Source organism: Novosphingobium sp. NDB2Meth1, from assembly GCF_900117425.1.
Lineage (GTDB): Bacteria > Pseudomonadota > Alphaproteobacteria > Sphingomonadales > Sphingomonadaceae > Novosphingobium.
Window position 1 is genome coordinate 342,793 of the sequence record NZ_FPEH01000014.1, and the last position, 18,691, is coordinate 361,483.

14 protein-coding genes are annotated in these 18,691 nt (G+C 66.9%); 9 read left to right on the forward strand and 5 right to left on the reverse strand.

Going from position 1 to position 18,691, the window contains the following annotated elements; genetic code table 11:
• Positions 1–22 precede the first annotated feature (22 nt).
• Positions 23–1,396 (forward strand): class II 3-deoxy-7-phosphoheptulonate synthase, encoded by a 1,374-nt coding sequence (locus NDB2M1_RS08755; protein ID WP_072381401.1) that lies wholly within the window; start codon positions 23–25, stop codon positions 1,394–1,396.
• A 74-nt stretch (positions 1,397–1,470) separates the two neighbouring features.
• Here NDB2M1_RS08755 and NDB2M1_RS08760 read toward each other — a convergent pair whose 3' ends face one another.
• Positions 1,471–2,430 (reverse strand): TauD/TfdA family dioxygenase, encoded by a 960-nt coding sequence (locus NDB2M1_RS08760; RefSeq protein WP_072381403.1) that lies wholly within the window; start codon positions 2,428–2,430, stop codon positions 1,471–1,473.
• 85 nt (positions 2,431–2,515) lie between these two features.
• Between NDB2M1_RS08760 and NDB2M1_RS08765 the strand changes: the two genes are divergently transcribed.
• The 6 genes from NDB2M1_RS08765 (at position 2,516) to NDB2M1_RS08790 (ending at position 11,240) form a co-directional block, all read left to right on the forward strand.
• Positions 2,516–3,472 carry a hypothetical protein gene (locus NDB2M1_RS08765; RefSeq protein WP_072381405.1) on the forward strand — a complete coding sequence of 319 codons (957 nt, stop codon included), beginning with the start codon at positions 2,516–2,518 and terminating at the stop codon, positions 3,470–3,472.
• Positions 3,473–3,573: 101 nt separating this feature from the next.
• On the forward strand, positions 3,574–5,568 hold the full coding sequence (locus NDB2M1_RS08770) for an alpha/beta hydrolase family protein (protein ID WP_171955348.1): 1,995 nt from the start codon (positions 3,574–3,576) through the stop codon (positions 5,566–5,568).
• Between the two features lie 51 nt (positions 5,569–5,619).
• On the forward strand, positions 5,620–6,894 hold the full coding sequence (locus NDB2M1_RS08775; RefSeq protein WP_143146687.1) for a Xaa-Pro dipeptidase: 1,275 nt from the start codon (positions 5,620–5,622) through the stop codon (positions 6,892–6,894).
• Positions 6,895–7,096: 202 nt separating this feature from the next.
• The gene (locus NDB2M1_RS08780; RefSeq protein ID WP_072381409.1) at positions 7,097–8,590 is read left to right on the forward strand and encodes a hypothetical protein; all 1,494 of its coding nucleotides are present in this window, start codon (positions 7,097–7,099) and stop codon (positions 8,588–8,590) included.
• A 129-nt stretch (positions 8,591–8,719) separates the two neighbouring features.
• A complete protein-coding gene (locus tag NDB2M1_RS08785) occupies positions 8,720–10,477 on the forward strand; it encodes an N-acyl-D-amino-acid deacylase family protein (protein WP_072381411.1) in 1,758 nt (585 codons plus the stop codon).
• Between the two features lie 283 nt (positions 10,478–10,760).
• The gene (locus NDB2M1_RS08790) at positions 10,761–11,240 is read left to right on the forward strand and encodes a DUF2314 domain-containing protein (protein ID WP_072381413.1); all 480 of its coding nucleotides are present in this window, start codon (positions 10,761–10,763) and stop codon (positions 11,238–11,240) included.
• Between the two features lie 105 nt (positions 11,241–11,345).
• Here the strand turns inward: NDB2M1_RS08790 and NDB2M1_RS08795 are convergent, their stop codons facing one another.
• Positions 11,346–11,672, reverse strand: a complete 327-nt coding sequence (locus NDB2M1_RS08795) for a GIY-YIG nuclease family protein (protein ID WP_072381415.1) — start codon at positions 11,670–11,672, stop codon at positions 11,346–11,348.
• Between the two features lie 219 nt (positions 11,673–11,891).
• On the opposite strand from NDB2M1_RS08795, the gene NDB2M1_RS08800 reads away from it, so the two are divergent.
• Complete coding sequence (locus tag NDB2M1_RS08800; protein ID WP_072381417.1) at positions 11,892–13,421, forward strand: amidase; 1,530 nt, start codon at positions 11,892–11,894, stop codon at positions 13,419–13,421.
• Here the strand turns inward: NDB2M1_RS08800 and NDB2M1_RS08805 are convergent.
• Together NDB2M1_RS08805 and NDB2M1_RS08810 are read right to left on the reverse strand one after the other, a co-directional pair.
• Entirely contained in the window at positions 13,418–14,302 is an 885-nt protein-coding gene (locus NDB2M1_RS08805; RefSeq protein WP_072381419.1) for a DUF808 domain-containing protein, read from the reverse strand. The two genes, NDB2M1_RS08800 and NDB2M1_RS08805, sit on opposite strands and share 4 nt — an antisense overlap.
• A gap of 122 nt (positions 14,303–14,424) precedes the next feature.
• The gene (locus tag NDB2M1_RS08810; RefSeq protein WP_072381753.1) at positions 14,425–16,329 is read right to left on the reverse strand and encodes a potassium transporter Kup; all 1,905 of its coding nucleotides are present in this window, start codon (positions 16,327–16,329) and stop codon (positions 14,425–14,427) included.
• 93 nt (positions 16,330–16,422) lie between these two features.
• On the opposite strand from NDB2M1_RS08810, the gene NDB2M1_RS08815 reads away from it, so the two are divergent.
• Positions 16,423–17,751: a DUF4118 domain-containing protein gene (locus tag NDB2M1_RS08815; RefSeq protein ID WP_072381421.1), complete on the forward strand. Its 1,329-nt coding sequence runs from the start codon at positions 16,423–16,425 to the stop codon at positions 17,749–17,751.
• On the opposite strand, the gene NDB2M1_RS08820 is transcribed toward NDB2M1_RS08815, so the two are convergent.
• Positions 17,736–18,620, reverse strand: coding sequence for an amidohydrolase family protein (locus tag NDB2M1_RS08820; RefSeq protein WP_072381423.1), 885 nt, complete (start codon positions 18,618–18,620; stop codon positions 17,736–17,738). The genes NDB2M1_RS08815 and NDB2M1_RS08820 overlap by 16 nt on opposite strands.
• Between the last annotated feature and the right edge of the window lie 71 nt (positions 18,621–18,691).

Sequence of the window (18,691 nt, forward strand, 5' to 3'; positions counted from 1 at the left end):
CGTCTTTACGAAAGCGAGTACCGTGGCAACGAACTGGAATGCGAACAGCTGGCGCGCGGCAGAGGCCAAGCACCTGCCCACTTATCCCGATGCGGCAAAGCTTGCCGCGGTCGAGGAAACGCTGACCCGGTTTCCCCCGCTGGTGTTTGCCGGTGAAGCGCGCGCGCTGAAGGCCGATCTTGCGGAAGTCGCGGCCGGCCGTGGTTTTCTGCTCCAGGGCGGGGACTGCGCCGAGAGCTTTGCCGAGTTCCACCCGAACAACATCCGCGACACGTTCCGCGTGCTGCTGCAGATGGCGGTTGTCCTCACCTTCGCCAGCAAGCAGCCGGTGGTGAAGGTGGGCCGCATGGCCGGCCAGTTCGCCAAGCCGCGCTCCTCGCCGGTCGAGAAGATCGGCGATCTGGAGCTGCCAAGCTACCTCGGCGACAATATCAACGGCATCGAGTTCAACGCGGAAAGCCGCATCCCGGACCCGGAGCGCATGCTGCGCGCCTATTCGCAGGCGGCGGCCACGCTCAACCTGCTGCGCGCGTTCTCGACCGGCGGCTATGCCAACTTGCGGCAGGTCCACCAGTGGACGCTCGATCACATCGGCAAGAGCCCGTGGGCGGCAAAGTTCGGCGAGATGGCCGACAAGATCGGTGAAAGCCTCGACTTCATGGAGGCTTGCGGCGTCAATCCCGCCACGGTCCCGCAGCTGCAGGGCACCAAGTTCTACACCAGCCACGAAGCGTTGCTGCTCCAGTACGAACAGGCGATGACGCGGCAGGATTCGCTCACCGGCGAGTGGTACGACACTAGCGCGCACATGCTGTGGATCGGGGATCGCACGCGCTTCGAAGGCTCGGCCCATGTCGAATTTCTGCGCGGCGTGGGCAATCCCATCGGCATGAAGTGCGGGCCGAGCCTGACGCCCGATGCGCTGCTGCGCATGCTCGATACGCTGAACCCGGGCCGCGAGCCGGGCCGGATGACGCTCATCAGCCGCTTCGGGCATGACAAGGTCGAAGCCGGCCTCCCGCCGCTCGTCCGCGCCGTCGCGCGTGAAGGCCATCCGGTGGTGTGGTCCTGCGATCCGATGCATGGCAACGTGATCAAGGCCGACAATGGCTACAAGACCCGCCCGTTCGACCGCATCCTCAGCGAAGTGAAGGGCTTCTTCGCCGTCCACCGCGCGGAAGGGACGCATGCCGGCGGCATCCATATCGAAATGACCGGGCAGGACGTGACCGAGTGCACCGGCGGCGCGATCGCCATCACGCAGGACGCGCTGGCGGACCGCTATCACACCCACTGCGACCCGCGCCTCAACGCGGCGCAGTCGATCGAGCTGGCATTCCTGCTGGCCGAGGCGATCAACCTCGAACGCGCCGAGCGCAAGGCCGAAGCCGCCTGACTTTCAGATCCTCCCCATTTTCACGAAGTGCAAATGGGGAGGTGGCAGCGCGAAGCGCTGACGGAGGGGTGTGTCTAAACCGGCGGCAGCGGGGGCCTGAAATCCCCCTGCCGCCACGGTGCGCCGGGCATCTCCTCCGCATCGGGCACGGCGAACCGCACATAGCCGAAGAACGTCGCGATGGTCCGTTCCGTGGCATCCACGATGGCGCGGCGGCCGTGGAGGAAGCGGGTGTTGTCGAGCACCAGCACATCGCCCGCCTGCCAACGCACCTCGGCGGTCAGCGCCTCGCCTGTGGCATGGATGGCCTGCAGCCAGTCTTCCGGAACCGGGGTGAGATCATCGAGCAGCGGGAAGTTGCCGCGTCCGTTGTTGAAGCGGGCAAACAGCAGGAAATTGCCGAAAGCAGGCCCTTGCGCGAACATCGGCTTGTGCAGCGCGGGCCGTGAGAATTCGCGCGCGATGCGGCCGTCCGGCACGCGGAAGAAGCGGTAGGGCAGGGGGCGCGGCGGGCTGGCCAGCAGCGCATCGTCCGGCGTCTCGGTGCCGAACCAGAAGCGCAGCAGTTCGGGCCAGACGCCCATGACATGCACCAGCCGCCGCCCTTCCAGCCCTTGGCGCACGGCTTCAGGCAAGGCAGCGGCCAGTGCGATGCCGTCGCACAGCGTCGTCTCGCCGCCTGAACCCGGCGGGCTGAGGCAGCCGAACAGCGCGGCATCGGGCTTCCATGGTTCGCGTGCGAGTTCGGGGTGGAGCGCAAAGGCATTGGTCCCGCCGTCGACGCCCTGAATGGCCTCCACCGCATCGAGCACCGCGCGGCCCGGCGTTTCGTTGATCACGGCGGTGGCGCAGAGGCTGCGGGCAAAGCGCCGGAAGCTGTCGAGATCGGCGCCGAAACCGCGCAGCAGCATGGCGCCGTGGGCTTTGTAGGTCGCTTCGATCAGCGCCGGATCGACTGTGCCCAGCGCCTCGGTGCCCGAAGGCGTGACGACCGCGTAGGGGCGTCCGGGGGCGGGGGGATCGATCTCGGCCATTGTGTCTGCGGCCTAACCCACCCCCGACCCCTCCCGCAAGCGGGAGGGGAGTGCGGTCAGCAGCAAACGCGGCTAAGGCAGTGCGATGCGACTGACCCCCGCCATCATCGCGGCCTCGCCCGATCACTACCTCCATTCTTTCGAGGCCGCGAATGCGGTGATCGTGCCGATGGACCGGGCAGCCTATGCGCGCTCGATCTTCCTCGATGCGCGGATCTCGCCGGCGCGCGACGGCGCCGCGCTGGTGCCTGCCGCGCAGCTTGCCGATGCCGCTCCGCAGGCGGCGACCACCGCGTGGATCTTCCACGTCGCCCATTGCGGCTCGACGCTGCTGGCCCGCGCGCTGGAGGCGATGTCGAACGGCCTCGTCCTGCGCGAACCGATGGCGCTGCGGCAGCTGGCCCTTGAGCCCGATCCCGCCCGGCTGCGGCTGGTCCTTGCCATGCTGTCGCGGCGCTACGGCGGTGAGGAGCCGACGCTGGTCAAGGCCAACGTGCCGGTCAATGCCTTGCTCCTACAGATCGCGGCGGCTGATCCGGCTGCGCCTGCGGTTCTTCTCCATCTTGGCCTGGAGGACTATGCGCTGGCCGTGCTGCGCAGCCCGCAGCATCGCGGCTGGGTCCGCGATATTGCGGCGCGCTTTGCCGGCGCCCCTGCTGCTGCGAGCGATGCGGAATGTCTGGCCGCGCTGTGGCTGTGGCAGATGCGCGCTTTCCTCGCCGCGCTGGAAGCCATGCCGCAGGCGGTCATGCTCGATGCCGAACGGTTCTACGCCGACCCTGCCAGCACGCTGACCGCGCTCGCCCCCCGGCTTGGGCGGCCTGCAGTCCCCGCGCGGATCGCCGAGGTCGTGGCCGGGCCGCTGTTCAGCACCTACTCCAAGCGTCCCGGCGTCGCGTTCGACAATGCGGCCCGGCTGGAGCGGCGCAGCGCCTTGCTGCGCGAGATGGCGGGCGATCTTGCTGAGGTACGCCGCGCCGCGCGGTCCGCCGCGCCGGATCTGGCCGAGCTGGAGCACCGGATCGCCGCCGCCGCCTTGTAGTCCGCGCGATCCGGCCAATTCCGATGCGTCACGGACTTGAGTGCTGCCGCAAGAGGGCATAGCCTATCCGCTCCGGAAGGAAACGCGGGGGCGTCATGGTGGTGGGCAAAAGTCTTGTGGTGGGCCTCGTCCTCGCCGCCTGCGCGGGGCTGGCGCCGGTCGCTGCGCTGGCAGCCGATCCGCCCGCGGCGGCCGCGCCAGCCGCTGCCGCCAGCGCGCCTGCCGGACCGGTCGAGCGGATTTCGACCGACGTGTTCTCGCAGCTGTCGTTCATTTCGGATCCCAAGCTCTCGCCCGACGGCAATCTGATTGCCGCCAAAGTCGCGCTTGATGGCAAAACCCTGATCGGCGTGTTCGATCCGGCCACGGGCAAGAACAAGATGCTCAATCCCGGCAAGGTGGTCGAGCTCAACTGGTTCCGCTGGGCGGGCAATGACCGCATCCTGATCAGTCTCGGGCAGACCGTGAAGCTGTTCGGCGACGAATACTGGTCGACCCGGCTGCTGGTCTATGACGTCTCCACCCAGGCGCAGCGCTTCATCGGCTCGAAGCAGGAGGGCCTGATCGGGGATGACGTGCTCTGGGTCGATCCCGAGGGCAAGACCGCGCTGCTCTCCTACGCCCAGACCATCTTCGATTACCCCAGCGTCTCGCTGGTCGATCTGGCCACCAACAAGGCCCGCGAGCTCATCCGCGAGCGCGACGGGGTGCTCAAGTGGATCGCGGACGATGCCGGGGTGGTGCGCGCCGGGCTGCAGTTCGGCGGGCAATCGTGGAAACTGCTCTACCGTGCCAAGGACGGCGAGACATTCCGCACCGTGGTCAAGGCCGATTACGACGATGACGACGCGTTCTATGACGTCGCGCGCATCTTCCGCGGCAGCGACGAAGGCTATCAGAAGCTGCTGAACGAAAAGACCGGGCGCTATGCGCTGTGGCGGTTCAACTTCGCGACGCGAAAGCCCGGCGAGATGGTGTTCGAGGCACCCGGCGTCGATATCGATGATTTCGATACCAAGCCGGACAGCCCCGATCTCTGGGCCGCCTACTACACCACCGATCGCCCGCGCGCGCACTGGTTCGATCCCGAACTCGCCAAAGTGCAGGAATCGATCGACAAGGCGGTGGCCGGAGCGGTGGGGGACCGCGCCGCGACCATCGTGAGCTATTCGAAGGATCGCAACCGGATGCTGGTCCGGCTCGGCGGCTCGAACGATCCCGGCCGCTATTACCTGTTCGATCAGACCGACGGCGTGATGCAGCTGTTCGCGCAGGCCAACGAGCAGCTGAAGCCCAGGATGCTCGCGCTGACCCGCTACACCTCCTACACCACGCGCGACGGCCTTGAGGTGCCCGCCTATCTCACGCTGCCGCCCGGTCGTCCGGCCAAGGCGCTTCCGCTGGTGATCATGCCCCATGGTGGACCCTACGGCGTGCGCGATGATGGCACGTACGATGTCGAGGTGCAGTTCCTCGCCAACCGCGGCTATGCCGTGCTGCAGCCGGAGTATCGGGGCTCGGGCGGCTACGGCAAGACGTTCAGCGAGAAGGGCGAGGGCCAATGGGGCCGCGCGATGCAGGACGATCTCGATGACGGGATGGACTGGCTGGCGAAGCAGGGCACCATCGATCCGAAGCGCGTCTGCATGGTGGGCAGTTCCTATGGCGGCTACGCGGCGCTGTGGGGCGCGGTGCGCAATCCGGAGCGCTATCGCTGCGCGGCCAGCTTCGCCGGGGTGACCGACCTCAAGCGGCAGATGAAGTTCTGGGATGGCAACGCGAGTTCGAGCAAGGATCGCACCGCGTGGCGCAAGACGATCAAGGGCGAGGATGCCAAGTTCGATCTCACCACCGTCTCGCCGCTCTATGCCGTCGAGCAGCTGAAAGTGCCGCTGCTGCTGGTCCACGGCGATGAAGACCAGCGCGTGCCCTACCAGCAGTCCAAGCTCTATGCCGATGCCCTGGCCAAGGCTGGCAAGCAGCACGAGTTCGTGACGCTCAAGGGCGAAGGGCACGGCTTTTCGAGCAATGCGAACCTGAAGCTCTGGCTCGACAAGCTCGACGCGTTTCTGGCCAAGAACAACCCGGCGGGCTGACGCGCAAGCTTGCTCTCGCCAATGCGGTCCGGATCGGGCAGGTTGGCGGGCATGATCCGCATCCTGTTTGCCGCCGCCGCGCTGGGCCTGCTCGCCAGCCCTGCTCATGCCGAAACGCTCTATGTCCGCGCCGGGCATCTCGTTGATCCGGAAGCGGGCACGGTGCTGGGCGCGCGGCTGCTCCGCGTCGAGGATGGCCGGGTGGCGGCAGTATTGCCCGCTGGCGCGGTGCCCAAGGGCGCGAGGCTGATCGATTGGTCCGCCTTCACCGTGCTGCCGGGCCTCATCGATTGCCACGTCCACCTTGCCGATACCGGGCAGACGTCCAACGTGGCCGAACCGCTGCTCCATTCGGCGATGGAGATCGCCTATATCGGCGCGCGCAACGCCCGCACGACGTTGATGGCCGGCTTCACCACGGTGCATGATGTCGGCTCGTTCCGCGCCTTCGCCGATGTCGAGCTGCGCGAGGCGATCAACCGGGGTGACGTGATCGGCCCGCGCATGCAGGCGGTCGGCGCCTATGTCACGGTGCCGGGCGGCGGGGGCGAGGTGACGGGTTTCTCGCCCGATGTACGCATCCCCGAGGACTTGCGCGCGGGCGTCGTCACCGATGCGGCGGATGCGCGGGCCAAGGTCAACTACCTGTTCCAGCACGGCGCCGACTCGATCAAGCTGATCGCTACCGGTGCGGTGCTGGCAAGCGGTACCGAGGCGGGCCAGCAGGAACTGACCGAGGACGAAATGCGCGCGGCGGTCGAGGTGGCGGCGGCGCGCAAGTCCTGGGTGACGGCGCATGCCCACGGGGCGGAAGGGATCAAGTCCGCCATCCGCGCCGGGGTGCGCGCGATCGAGCACGCCAGCCTGATCGACGACGAAGGCATCGCGCTCGCCAAGGCGAGGGGCGTGTGGCTCGACATGGATATCTACAACGGCGACTACATCGCCGATGTCGGACGGCGCGAGAAGTGGCCCGAGAACTACCTGCGCAAGAACGACGAGACGACCGAGGCGCAGCGGCAGGGCTTCCGCAAGGCGGTGAAGGCGGGCGTGAAGCTCTCGTTCGGGACCGATGCCGGGGTGTTCCCGCACGGCGAGAACGCGCGGCAATTCGCCTACATGGTGCGCTACGGGATGACGCCGATGCAGGCGATCCAGGCGGCCACGACCAGCGCGGCGGAGCTGATGGGCTGGAGCAAGGATGTCGGCGCGCTGTCTCCGGGGCACTATGCCGACATGATCGCGGTACCGGGCGATCCGACAGTGGACATCACGGTGTTGCAGAAAGTCACTCACGTGATGAAGGGCGGCGAGGTGGTGCGCTGACGGCGCGATCACAGTTAATGCCCCTCTCAGGGTAATTCTACACAGGCCGGTTACCGCCGCACGGCTACCCCTGCCGGGCGGCGGGTCAATATCGAATGCCAATACATCTGAAATGGTGAGGACGTTCTTCTTGATGTCGTTTTGATGACATCACCAAGGATCGAATTCGCTGCGATGGAAAAGGCGTCTAGGGGTAGAATATATGAAGTATAACAATAAAAGTGCCGCTCTGCGCCGACAGGTCAGCACATCCACAATCATCGCGCTCGCCGTGGCGGCGATGACCTGTGTCGGGGGCGTCGATCCGATGCCGGCGGCCGCACAGAGCGTCCCGGCGGCGTCTGATGGCTCGGCCACCTGCGCCGCTGTCGGCACGCGCAGCGGCACGAGCAGTTCCACCAACGTGACCTACGCGGCCTATGCGGGCGGGGGCTCCAGCGATGCGCTGAATGTGGCGCAAGTGGCGGACAATTGCCACGTCTATGCGGGAGGCAAGATCAGCACCGCTGTGCCGGTCGCGGCGCGAAAGATCGGCGCGGCGACCACGGACAAGTCGACCGGCGTGCTCACGCTGGCATGGCCACAGAACGGACAGATCGTGGCGGCAGTGCGCTTCGGCAATGCGATCAACGATGCGCAGCTGCGGCGCAGCAACGGCGACATCGTGGTGGCGTCGGATGCCGGCCTCGCCGTGCTGTCCTCCGATCTTGCCACGACGCGCTGGCGGCAGGACGGCAACTTCACCCGCGCCGCGGTCGGTACGGACGGCACCGTCGCCGGGCTTTATGGATCGGGGGGCAAGCAGCTTGCCGTCTATTCTGCCGGCGGCACGGCGATCTTCAGCCGGACGTTCACGGATTCGATGGTGAACGATGTCGCGGTATTTACCGGCGCCACGGCAGCAGACACCCGCGTCATCGTGACGGGCATGGCCCAGCGTGACGGCGGCGGCTGCACCAAGCTGCAGGTCGCGTGGATCCGGGCCTACAACCTCAAGAACGAACTGGTCTGGAAGAGCTACGACTGGACCCATGCGCAGGCCTTCGCGCGGTCGTCGTCGTGCGCCGACACGCGGGGGTACCGGGTCGAGGTCGGGCTGGACGGCAAGCTCTACTTCGCCGGCGAGGCGGCCGGGGGCAACAGCATCTACCGCTTCGGCAGCGCCGATCTGCAGGCCGCCGCGCCCAATGTCACCAGTGATGCCTACAACAATCCCTACAATACCCGCTCCAACCACATCACCTACTTCACGCGGCTCGACCCGCTGACGGGTGCGCAAAGCGCGGGGTCGTTCCTGCTGGCGCGGCTGACCAACGGATCGGGCAATACCATCCGCCCCCGCGCCATCACCGCCGACCAGAGCGGCGCGGTCTATGTTGGCGGCATTTCGGCGGCGCATATCCAGAACCGGCCGAACATCGTGCTCAATGGCAAGAAGCTGCAGGTCTACACCGGCGGCGACCCGTGGCTGCTGATCCTTTCGCCGGACTTGCGCCAGCGGCGGCTGTGGATCGCGCTGGCCGATGGTGGGCAGGGCGAAGTGCAGGCCATCGGGGTCGGTGGCGGCGCTGTCGCAGTGGCGACGCGCGCGGACAAGAAGGACGTGAACGGCTTCGCGCTCTACACCACGCCGGGCGCGGCGACGACCTACAGCGGCACCAAGGCGGGGCATCTGACGGTCATCCCAAGCAACTGATCGGTCGAGGGGGCGGCTGGGCACCGCCCCCTTGCTCCGGCGAGCGGGTCGCGCTGCGATTTTTGTGGGGGGCGTTCCCTCGCGCCTTGCCCTACCCTCCCGCCAAACCACGCTGGGAGGGAGAACCCAATGCAGGACGTGATCATCCGGGGCGGCAGGATCGTCGACGGTTCGGGCGCCGCGCCGTTCATCGGTGACGTCGCGTTCAAGGACGGGGTGATCACCGAAGTCGGGACCAGGATTTCCGGCACGGCGAAGCGCGAGATCGACGCGGACGGCCATATCGTCACGCCGGGCTGGGTGGACATCCACACCCATTACGACGGGCAGGTGAGCTGGGACGACGAGCTGGCGCCCTCCTCGCACAACGGCGTGACCACGGTTGTCATGGGCAACTGCGGCGTGGGCTTTGCGCCGGTGCGTCCGGGGCAGGAGAAGGACCTCATCGAGCTGATGGAGGGGGTGGAGGACATCCCCGGCACCGCGCTCTACGAAGGCATCGAGTGGGGGCGGTGGGAAAGCTTCCCCGAATACATGGACTACATCGCCTCGCGGAAGTACGCGATCGATGTCGGCGCGCAGATTGCCCACGGCGCGGTGCGCTACTACGCGATGGGCGAGCGCGGGCGGACCAACGAGGACGCGACGCCGGAGGACATCGAGCGGATTGCCGATCTTGTCGAAGAGGCCGTGGCGGCGGGTGCGGTGGGCTTTTCCACCTCGCGCACCATCGGCCACCGCGCGCTGTGGGGCGAGCCGGTGCCGGGCACTTTCGCGCCGGAGGAGGAACTGCTCGCCATCGCCCGGCGGTTCAGGAAGCTCGGCAAGGGCGTGATCGAGGCGATCCCGGCGGGCACGGTCGGCAAGCTGGAAGCGCTCGGCGGAGAACGCAGCGAACCGCTGGCGGAACTGGAGCTGTTCCGCAAGATTTCCGAAGAAAGCGGGCGGCCGCTGACCTTCACGCTCGTCGAGATCCGCGAATATGCGCCCGACTTGTGGCGGCAGATGCTGGACCGCTGCCGCGAAGCGAACGAAGGCGGGGCGCACCTGTTCCCGCAAGTGCCTTCACGCATCATCGGGTTCATCCATGGGCTTTCGAGCTACCACGTGTTCATGCGCCGCCCGACTTATCTGGAGAAGCTGGCACACCTGCCGCTGGCCGAGCGCGTCAAGGCGATGCGCGATCCCGAGATCAAGCGGCAGATCCTCTCCGAACGCGATGTGCCGCATGAGGCGCCCGGTTCGATGCAGAACGTCTACGGCCTGTTCCGGCGCGGGGCGGCGAGCCTCTATCCGCTGACCGAGCCGATCAATCTGGAGGCGGAAAGGTCCGCCTCGATCGGCGCGAAGGCCAAGGCCGAAGGGCGCGACGCGCTGGAGTATCTCTACGATGCGATGCTGGAGGACGAGGGGCGCAGCTTCCAGGCGCTGACCCGCGACAACCAGCCCAAAAGCCTTGCCGTGCTGGAGGAAATGCTGCGTCACCCGGACACCGTGACCGGCCTTTCCGATGCGGGTGCGCACGTGACGCTGATCTGCGACGCGACGATGCCGACGACGCAGCTGAGCTACTGGACCCGCGACCGCAAGAGCGGGCCGACCCTGCCGCTGGAGTTCCTCGTCCACAAGCAGACCGCGCGCAATGCCGCGCTCTATGGCTTCAACGACCGCGGGCTGCTGCAGCCGGGCAAGCGGGCGGACATCAACGTGATCGACTACGCGGGGCTGACCGTCTCGCCCCATGTCGCGCACCATGACCTGCCGGCGGGAGGCACGCGGCTGATGCAGCCGGTGAAGGGCTACCGGGCGACGTTCTGCAACGGCGCGATGATCCGCGAGAACGACGCCGATACCGGTGCGCGGCCGGGGCGGCTGGTAAGGAGCTGACGGGCGGCGTGGGCGGACAAGTTGACGGTGTTGACACAGTCCAGAGCGAAAACTCCGGGGCCCGGTGTGTGCCGTTTCGGCACCCTCGGAGGGACCAGAGAACGGCGGAATTGCGTTGGATTCGGCGGGCATGTCGGGAACATGCCCGAAGGCGGTGCTTGTAGGACAGCGCTTTATAAATAACAGACGCGTCTGTTATTTATGAGCAGGCTCTCCTGCTTTCGCAGTATCTTTACCCGGTCCCGCTAGGCAGCCGACGTGTGCCTTTGCCGGGGAGTGGATCATGTCGGGACTTGTCAGCGGTCTGATCGCCGCGGTTGTCGTCTATGGCGCCTACCGTTTCCTCAGGCCGAGCGCCGGTGTGGCGTTCGAGCGGGACGATCCGCGCCTGCTTGCCGCCAAGCAGGAGGCGGTTGGAGCATTGCCGGAGTTCTGGGCCGCGCTGGAGGCGAAGGCGCAAGGGGACGAGGACTTCGCGATCAAGTTCAACCTGTTGCATGGGACAGACAGCGCGAACAACGAATCCATCTGGGCGGGGGACGTGGTGCGGCGCGAGGGGCGGATTTTCGGGCGGCTGCTCAACCGTCCTGTGAGCCCGGGCTTTGCCGAGGGCGACGAGGTGGAAATCGCACCCGAGGCGATCGACGACTGGGGGTTCTATCGCGGCGGCGTGGCGCAGGGCCATTTCGTGACGCGGCTGATGCTGGAGAGCGCACCCGCCGGGGTAGCGCGGCAGCAGCGCAAGGTGCTGGGCTGGGATTGAGGGGGGCGATTGGGGGTTGGGTGGGAACCCCCCAATTTCCAGCCATCATGGCTTACAATCGCCAATAGAAACCTACCGTCGCCCCGTGCTTGACACGGGGCTTGGCTAACTTTGGGCCTCGCCGCTCGGCACCGCGCCTGCCGGATACCACTGATCCCAAAGGTCGAGCCAATCAGGATTGTCTGCCTCGATCAGCGCAAACTTCCATTCGCGGCGCCATTTCTTGACGAGCTTTTCCCGTGCAATGGCTGGTTCGATTTCCTCGTGCCGTTCGGCGAAGACGGGCTTGGTCTTTCCGAAGTCCTTGACATGCATCGAGCCTTTATTCTCCCGATGCTGCCAAACCCGCCGGAACAAATTGGAAGTAACGCCGACATACGTCCCGCCACGATAGCGGTTCGCCATAATGTAGACCCAGCCGCCCTTCTCCATTGCTACCTTATGCCAACGCGAGGCTGCGAGGAAAGCCAAGCCCCGTGTCAAGCACGGGGCGACGGACAGGGAAGTGGCAGAGAAGTCCACGCTCCACTCGATCATCGTCATTCCTGACCGCTGGCCCACCCCAACCCCTCCCCCCTTCGACAAGCTCAGGATGAGCGGGAGGGGCGTTAGGGCCTTGCGCCGACTGAACCCTCGCGCTTCAATGCGCCGATGGTGCAAACTCCCCGCCTGACACGGCGATCCGCTCTGGCGCTTGGCGCTGCGTCTGCTGCTGTGCTGGCGGAGGCGCGTGTTAGGGCCGCGGCGCCTTCCGGCGAGATCACGGCATTGCCCGCGCACCAGCTGGCCGGGATGATCGCGGCGCGGCAGGTTTCGGCGGTCGAGGTGATGGCGGCCTATCTGGACCGGATCGAGCGTTTGAACCCCAAGGTCAATGCGGTGATCGCGCTGCAGGACCGGGCAGGGCTGCTCAAGCAAGCGGCTGCGGCGGATGCGGCGGTTAAGGCTGGCGGGCCGCTGGGGGCGCTCCATGGGTTGCCGCATGCGGTGAAGGACCTCTCCGCCGTCGCGGGGCTGCCGTTCACGATGGGCTCGCCGATCTTCAAGGATCAGATCGCGGCGGCGGACGGGCTGATGGTCGAGCGGCTGCGGAAGGCGGGCGTGGTCTTTATCGGCAAGACCAATTCGCCCGAGTTCGGCCTTGGCAGCCATACCTTCAATCCGGTGTGGGGGACGACGCGCAATCCGTGGGACCTGACGCGATCGGCAGGCGGGAGCACTGGCGGCGGGGCGGTGGCGCTCGCGCTCGATCTGGTGCCGCTGGCCGACGGCAGCGACTATGGCGGATCGCTGCGCAATCCGGCGGGGTGGAACAGTGTGTTCGGGCTGCGGCCGAGCCTCGGCAGGGTGCCGAACGACACGCAGGACGACTGGCTGGTCTCGATGGGCGTGGCGGGGCCGATGGCGCGGAATGCGGCGGATCTGGCGCTGCTGTTTTCGGTTCAGGCGGGGTTCGATGCGCGAAAGCCGATGATGCTGGAGGGTGGCGGCGAGGCCTGGCGCGCGATCCGGCCCGAGGCGATGAAGGGCAAGCGGATCGGCTGGGCGGGCGATCTGGGCGGGGCGGTACCCTACGAGCCGGGCGTGCTCGAGACCTGCCGCAAGGCGCTCTCGCGGTTCGAGGACATGGGCGCGGTGGTCGAGGATGCCGTGCCCGACTTTCCGGTCGAGCAGGCATGGCAGGCTTTCGTGAAGCTGCGGCACTGGCAGCAGGGCGGCAATCTGCTGGCATTCTACCGCGACCCCGCCAAGCGGGCGCTGCTGAAGGAGGCGGCGGTGTGGGAAGTGGAGGGGGGCCTCGCGCTATCGGCGTTTGATGTGAACGCTTGGAGCGCGGTGCGCTCTGGCTGGAGCCGGGCGGTGGCCAAGCTGTTCCGGCGCTATGACTACTGGGTCATGCCCAGCTCGCAGCTGTTCCCGTTTCCTGCGGAGTGGACTTATCCGAAGGACATCGGCGGGCGGCAGATGCGGACCTATCACGAGTGGATGATGGCGACCTGTCTCGTCACACTGACTGGCTGTCCGACTGTGGCGGTGCCGGCGGGGTTTGGTCCGGCGGGGCTGCCGATCGGGTTGCAGATTGCAGCGCCTGTGCATGCCGATGCGGAATGCCTTGGGGTGGCGGCGGCATGGGAAGCCGCGAACGGGGACCTGCTGAGGCGCAGGCCGGTGCTGGCCTAGTGCCCGCCCTTCACCACATGGAGCACGCCCGCAATCACTGCACCTAAAGCAAGGCCGATGGTGCCGCTGATCGCGACGTCTGCCAGCCACGCAGTGAAGCCTTCGTGGAGGCCGAGCCATTCAGGCGGATGCATCCCCGCGCCGTGGACCACGATCTGGCCGCCGACCCACAGCATCGCCGCCGTGCCGATGGCGGCGAGCGCGGTGAGGACATGGGGCATCGCCTTGACGAGACCGCGGCCGAGCGCGCGCGTGGCGGCGCCTTCGCGCTTGGCGAGGTGGAGGCCGATATCGTCCATCTTCACGATCAGGCCGACGACGCCGTAGACCGCAGCCGTGATCGCGATGGCGACGATGACGAGCGCCGAGGCGCGCAGCGCCAGACCCTTGGCGGCGACTTCATTGAGCGCGATGACCATGATCTCGCCCGAGAGGATGAAATCGGTGCGGATCGCGCCCTTGACCATGGTTTCCTCGTGGCCGGGCGCGGCCATTTCCTGCGCTTCGGCGGCGAGATCTTCCTTGTGGGTGAGCGCGTGGATGACCTTCTCGGCGCCCTCGAAGCAGAGGAAGGCGCCGCCGGCCATCAGGATCGGGGTGATGAGCCAGGGCAGCAGAACGGAGAGCAGCAGGATCACCGGGGTGATCACCACCAGCTTGTTGAACAGCGAACCCTTGGCGATGCGCCAGATGATCGGCAGTTCGCGGTCAGGTGTGAAGCCGGTGACGTAGCGCGGGGTGACCGCGGTATCATCGACCACCACGCCGGCGGACTTGGCGGCCGCCTTGCCCGCCGCGCCGCCGACATCCTCGAGGCTGGCGGCGGCGACTTTGGCGATGGTGGCGATATCGTCGAGAAGGGCTGCTAGTCCGCCGGGCATGTTCGGTCCTGTTGTGGTCAGGCCGGACGGTAGCGGGGGCTCGGGGGCGAGGGCAAGGGGGCGGTGTGCCTGATCAGCACCACCCGCGGACCCCCTCCTCTGAAGAGGAGGGGGCTCTTCGGTCAGATGCGCAGCTGGCTGCCGAGTTCGATCACGCGGTTGGTGGGGAGCTTGAAGAAGTCCATCGCGCTTTCGGAGACCTTGAGCATCCATGCGAAGAGGTGTTCGCGCCACAGCGCCATGCCGGGGATGGCGCGGCAGGCGATCAGCTTCTGCCGGCTGAGGAAGTAGCTGGTGTGGAGCGGCTCGAAGGTGAGGTCGGTGCCGGTGCAGGCGGCGGAAAGCTCGCGCGGGATGTCGATGTCTTCCATGAAGCCGTAGTGAAGCACCATGCGGTAGAAACCGTGGCCTTCCGGGTGGAACTCGGCGCGGCGCTCGGGGCTCACTTGCGGCACGTCCTCGACCTGCACGGTGAGCAGCACGATCTTCTCGTGAAGCACCTGGTTGTGCTTGAGGTTGTGCAGCAGGGCGGCGGGCAGCGCGTGGGTCGAGGCCGAGAGGAACACGGCCGTGCCCTGCACGCGCTTCACCGTGGTTGCGACCGACTTGATGAAGACGCCGAGCGGCAGGCTGTCTTCCAGCATGCTGGTGCGCATCAGACTGCGGCCGGTGGCCCAGGTGGTCATCACGGTGAAGATGATCAGGCCGATGAAGATCGGAAACCACGCGCCTTCGAACAGCTTGGCGAGGCCCGAGGCGAGGAGGACGGAGTCGACCGCGACGAAGGTCACGAAGCCGGGGATGCTCTGCCACAGCGGCGCGCGCCAGATGCGGAAGACGACGATGTATTGCATCAGGGTGGTGATCAGCATGGTGCCGACGACGGCGAGGCCATAGGCCGGAAGCATCGCGGCGGAGGCCTGGAAGCCGATCACGAGGACCGCGACCATGAAGGCAAGCGCCCAGTTGATCGCGGGCACGTAGATCTGGCCCTGCGCGTGGCTGGAGGTGTGGAGGATGCGCAGGCGCGGCAGGAAGCCGAGCTGGATCGCCTGCTGGGTGACCGAGAAGGCGCCGGATATGACGGCCTGGCTCGCGATGATCGTGGCGAGCGTGGCGATGATCAGGAGCGGGATGGTCAGGCTGGGCGGGACCATGTGGAAGAAGGGGTTGTCGGCGAATTCGGGGTGCTCGATCAGCATTGCGGCCTGGCCCATGTAGTTGGCCATCAGTGCGGGGACGCAGATGGCGAGCCATGCGGTGGTAATCGGCACGCGGCCGAAGTGGCCCATGTCCGCATAGAGCGCCTCGGTGCCGGTGATCGCGTAGACGATGGCGCCCAATGAGAGGAACGAGAACAGCGGGTGGGCCTGGAAGTAGCTCACCATGTAGAGCGGATTGAGCGCCATGAGCACGGCGGGGTGCTGGATGATGTGGTGCACGCCCATCGCCGCGATGGTCGAGAAATAGACCAGCATGATGGGGCCGAACAGGCGGCCGACCTTCTCTGTGCCGCGGCTCTGGATGGCGAAGAGGCCGATGAGGATGGCGAGCGCGATCCACACGATCCACGGCTTGAAGGCGGAGCTGACGACACCGAGGCCCTCGACAGCCGAGATGACGGAGATCGCCGGCGTGAGCATGGCATCGGCAAAGAACAGCGCAGTGGCGAAGAGCGCGCCGGTGAGGAGCCAGCGCTTGGGCGCGTTTTCGCCGAGCTGGCGGTGGATCAGCGCATAGAGCGCAAGGCTGCCGCCTTCGCCCTTGTTGTCGCAGCGCATGACGATGAAGACGTACTTCACCGTCACCACGAAGACGAAGAGCCAGAAGATCAGGCTGACCACGCCGTAGAGGTCCGTGACCGAAGTGGCGAGGCGGTAGCGCGGATCGAGCGTGGCCTGCAGCGCATAGAGCGGGCTGGTGCCGATATCGCCGAAGACGACGCCAAGCGCGCCGAGGGTGAGCGCGGCGCGGTTGGAGGAATGGGCGGGTGATGCCGCAGAGGCGGCGGAGTCCGGGGCTGTCATGCCGCGCCAAGTGCGCCTGAAGGGCATTAAGTTTCCATGTGGATTGCAAACGCAGGGCGCGACATCGCGGCGCGGCGGGCCTAGGATGGCGCCATGAACCCCGGCCCCTTCACACCCGCTGCTCCGCCGCGCCCGACATGGCTGGGCGCGGGCGCGGTGCTGGTGATGTTCGCGCTGGCGACAGCGGCAGGGCTTGCCATGGCGCCGCGCTGGGAAAGCTTCCCGGTGGTGCTGGTCTATCTGCCGCCGGTGCTGGCGGCGGCGGCCTTTGCCGGGCGCTGGCTGGCGCTGCTGGCGGCAGTGGCGGCGACGCTGGCGTACAATTTCTTCTTCACCGAGCCTTACTATACGCTGCTGGTCCACGATACCGGCGACATCGTGACGGTGGCGATGCTCCTGCTGGTGGCGCTGGTGACGAGCCATCTGGTCACTTCGCTAAAGGCACAGGGCGAGATCGCGGCGTTCCATGCCGGGCGCAATGCGACGATCGCGGGGTTCGCGCGGCGGCTGCTGTCCTGCGCGGATGAAGTGGCGATTGCAGAGGTCGCGGCGGGGGAACTGGCGCGGATCTTCGATTGCCATGCCTGCGTGGTCTGCGGCGTGGGCGAAGTGCGGATGATCGCGGGGACGGCGGGAGTCGGCCGGCTGACCGCTGCCGATCTGGCGGTGGCGGCGGGGACGCTGGAGCATGGGGTGACGGCCGGGCGCAACGTTTCGGGCGGGAGCCTGACGGACTGGCAATTCCATCCGGTCTGCGGCGCGGCGGGCACGTTGGCGGCGGTAGGTCTCGCCCGCAGCGACGGGATGGTGCCCGTGGAAGCGGAGCGTATCTCGCTGCTGGAAAACCTGCTCGATCAGGTGGCGCTGGCGCTGGCGCGGGCGCGGCTGGAAAGCGCAGGCCGCGAGAATGTGGTGCTGCGCGAGCGGGATGCGCTGCGCTCGGCACTGCTTGGTTCGATCGGCAGCGATGTGCGACCGCATCTGAACAGCATTGCCGCCGGTCTGCGCAAGTTGCAGCGGGCGGGCGGCGGTGATGCGGAAGTGCTGCACGAGGTTGCGGGCGAAGCGGCAAGGCTGACCGGCTTTATCGACAATCTGGCCGATCTGGACCTCACGCAGAATCAGGACCCGGTGACAGTCGGCGCGGTGGCCATCGATCTCTATCGGCGGACGGTGACGCTGGGCGGCGAGCCGGTGAAGCTGACGCCCAAGGAATTCGCGGTTCTGGCCGAGCTCGCGCGCAATGCGGGCCGCGTGTTGACACACCGTTACCTGCTGCGCGCGGTGTGGGGGCCGGCGCATGAGGACCATGTCGATTACTTGCGCGTGGCGGTGAGCGCGCTGCGCAAGAAGCTGGGCGAGGGCGTGATCCTCAATGAGCCGGCGGTGGGCTACCGGCTGCCGGTTCAGTCGGACCAGTAGAGCCGCATCGGGTTGTCGACGAGGAGTTTGCGCTGGAGCTCCTCGGTCGGGGCGATGCGCGGGATCATGTCGACGAGATGACCGTCGTCGGGAATCTCGGTTTCCATATTGGGGTGCGGCCAGTCGGTGCCCCAGAGGCAGCGGTCCGGATAATCGGCGACGAGTGGGGCGACCGCGGCGGCGAAAGCATCCCACGGATCACCCGCGCCGCCTTCCTTGATCGCGTCCAGACGGTCGGGGCAGGTGGCCTTGAACCAGATGTCCTGACGCGCATCGAGCAGGGCGCGGAAGGCGCGCATGTCGGGGCCGTCGGGGCCCTGGCGGACATCGGGGCGGCCCATGTGGTCGATGACGAGGGGGACGGGAATGGCGTCCATGAAGGGGCGCAGTTCCTCGAGGATATCGGCCTCGAAATAGATCACCACGTGCCAGCCCCTGGGCAGGCGATTGGCGACTTCGAGGAACTTGTCCTTGGGCGCATCGTCGACGAGGCGCTTGAGGAAGTTGAAGCGGATGCCGCGAATGCCGCCTGCATGAAGTGCTTGGAGCTCGGCTTCAGAGATGGCGGGGTCGACGACGGCGACGCCTCTTGCGAGCCCGTTCGACTTGGCGATGGCATCCAGCGTGGCGGCGTTGTCGGTGCCGTGGCAGCTGGCCTGCACGATGACATTGCGCGCAAAGCCGAGATGATCGCGCAGGGCAAAGAGCATGTCCGGCCCGGCGTCTTCGGGCAGGTACTTGGCCTTGGCGCTGAAGGGGAACTGGGCCATCGGGCCGAAGACGTGGCAATGCGCATCGACCGCGCCGGGGGGCGGGGTGTAGCGGGGCTTCGAGGGGGCGGCGTGCCAGCTGGTGATGCGGTTGGTCATTGTTGCAATCTCACTTCTTGAACGCTGGCGCGGCGAATGCCCACCCCGCTGCGACTAGGCTCACTGCGTTC

Excerpts from the sequence above, each read along its gene's own strand:
- NDB2M1_RS08760 (WP_072381403.1), bottom strand. The coding sequence starts at position 2,430 with ATGGCCGAGATCGATCCCCCCGCCCCCGGACGCCCCTACGCGGTCGTC.
- NDB2M1_RS08765 (WP_072381405.1), top strand. The coding sequence starts at position 2,516 with ATGCGACTGACCCCCGCCATCATCGCGGCCTCGCCCGATCACTACCTC.
- NDB2M1_RS08775 (WP_143146687.1), top strand. The coding sequence starts at position 5,620 with ATGATCCGCATCCTGTTTGCCGCCGCCGCGCTGGGCCTGCTCGCCAGC.
- NDB2M1_RS08780 (WP_072381409.1), top strand. The coding sequence starts at position 7,097 with ATGAAGTATAACAATAAAAGTGCCGCTCTGCGCCGACAGGTCAGCACA.
- NDB2M1_RS08785 (WP_072381411.1), top strand. The coding sequence starts at position 8,720 with ATGCAGGACGTGATCATCCGGGGCGGCAGGATCGTCGACGGTTCGGGC.
- NDB2M1_RS08790 (WP_072381413.1), top strand. The coding sequence starts at position 10,761 with ATGTCGGGACTTGTCAGCGGTCTGATCGCCGCGGTTGTCGTCTATGGC.
- NDB2M1_RS08795 (WP_072381415.1), bottom strand. The coding sequence starts at position 11,672 with ATGGAGAAGGGCGGCTGGGTCTACATTATGGCGAACCGCTATCGTGGC.
- NDB2M1_RS08800 (WP_072381417.1), top strand. The coding sequence starts at position 11,892 with ATGGTGCAAACTCCCCGCCTGACACGGCGATCCGCTCTGGCGCTTGGC.
- NDB2M1_RS08805 (WP_072381419.1), bottom strand. The coding sequence starts at position 14,302 with ATGCCCGGCGGACTAGCAGCCCTTCTCGACGATATCGCCACCATCGCC.
- NDB2M1_RS08810 (WP_072381753.1), bottom strand. The coding sequence starts at position 16,329 with ATGACAGCCCCGGACTCCGCCGCCTCTGCGGCATCACCCGCCCATTCC.
- NDB2M1_RS08815 (WP_072381421.1), top strand. The coding sequence starts at position 16,423 with ATGAACCCCGGCCCCTTCACACCCGCTGCTCCGCCGCGCCCGACATGG.
- NDB2M1_RS08820 (WP_072381423.1), bottom strand. The coding sequence starts at position 18,620 with ATGACCAACCGCATCACCAGCTGGCACGCCGCCCCCTCGAAGCCCCGC.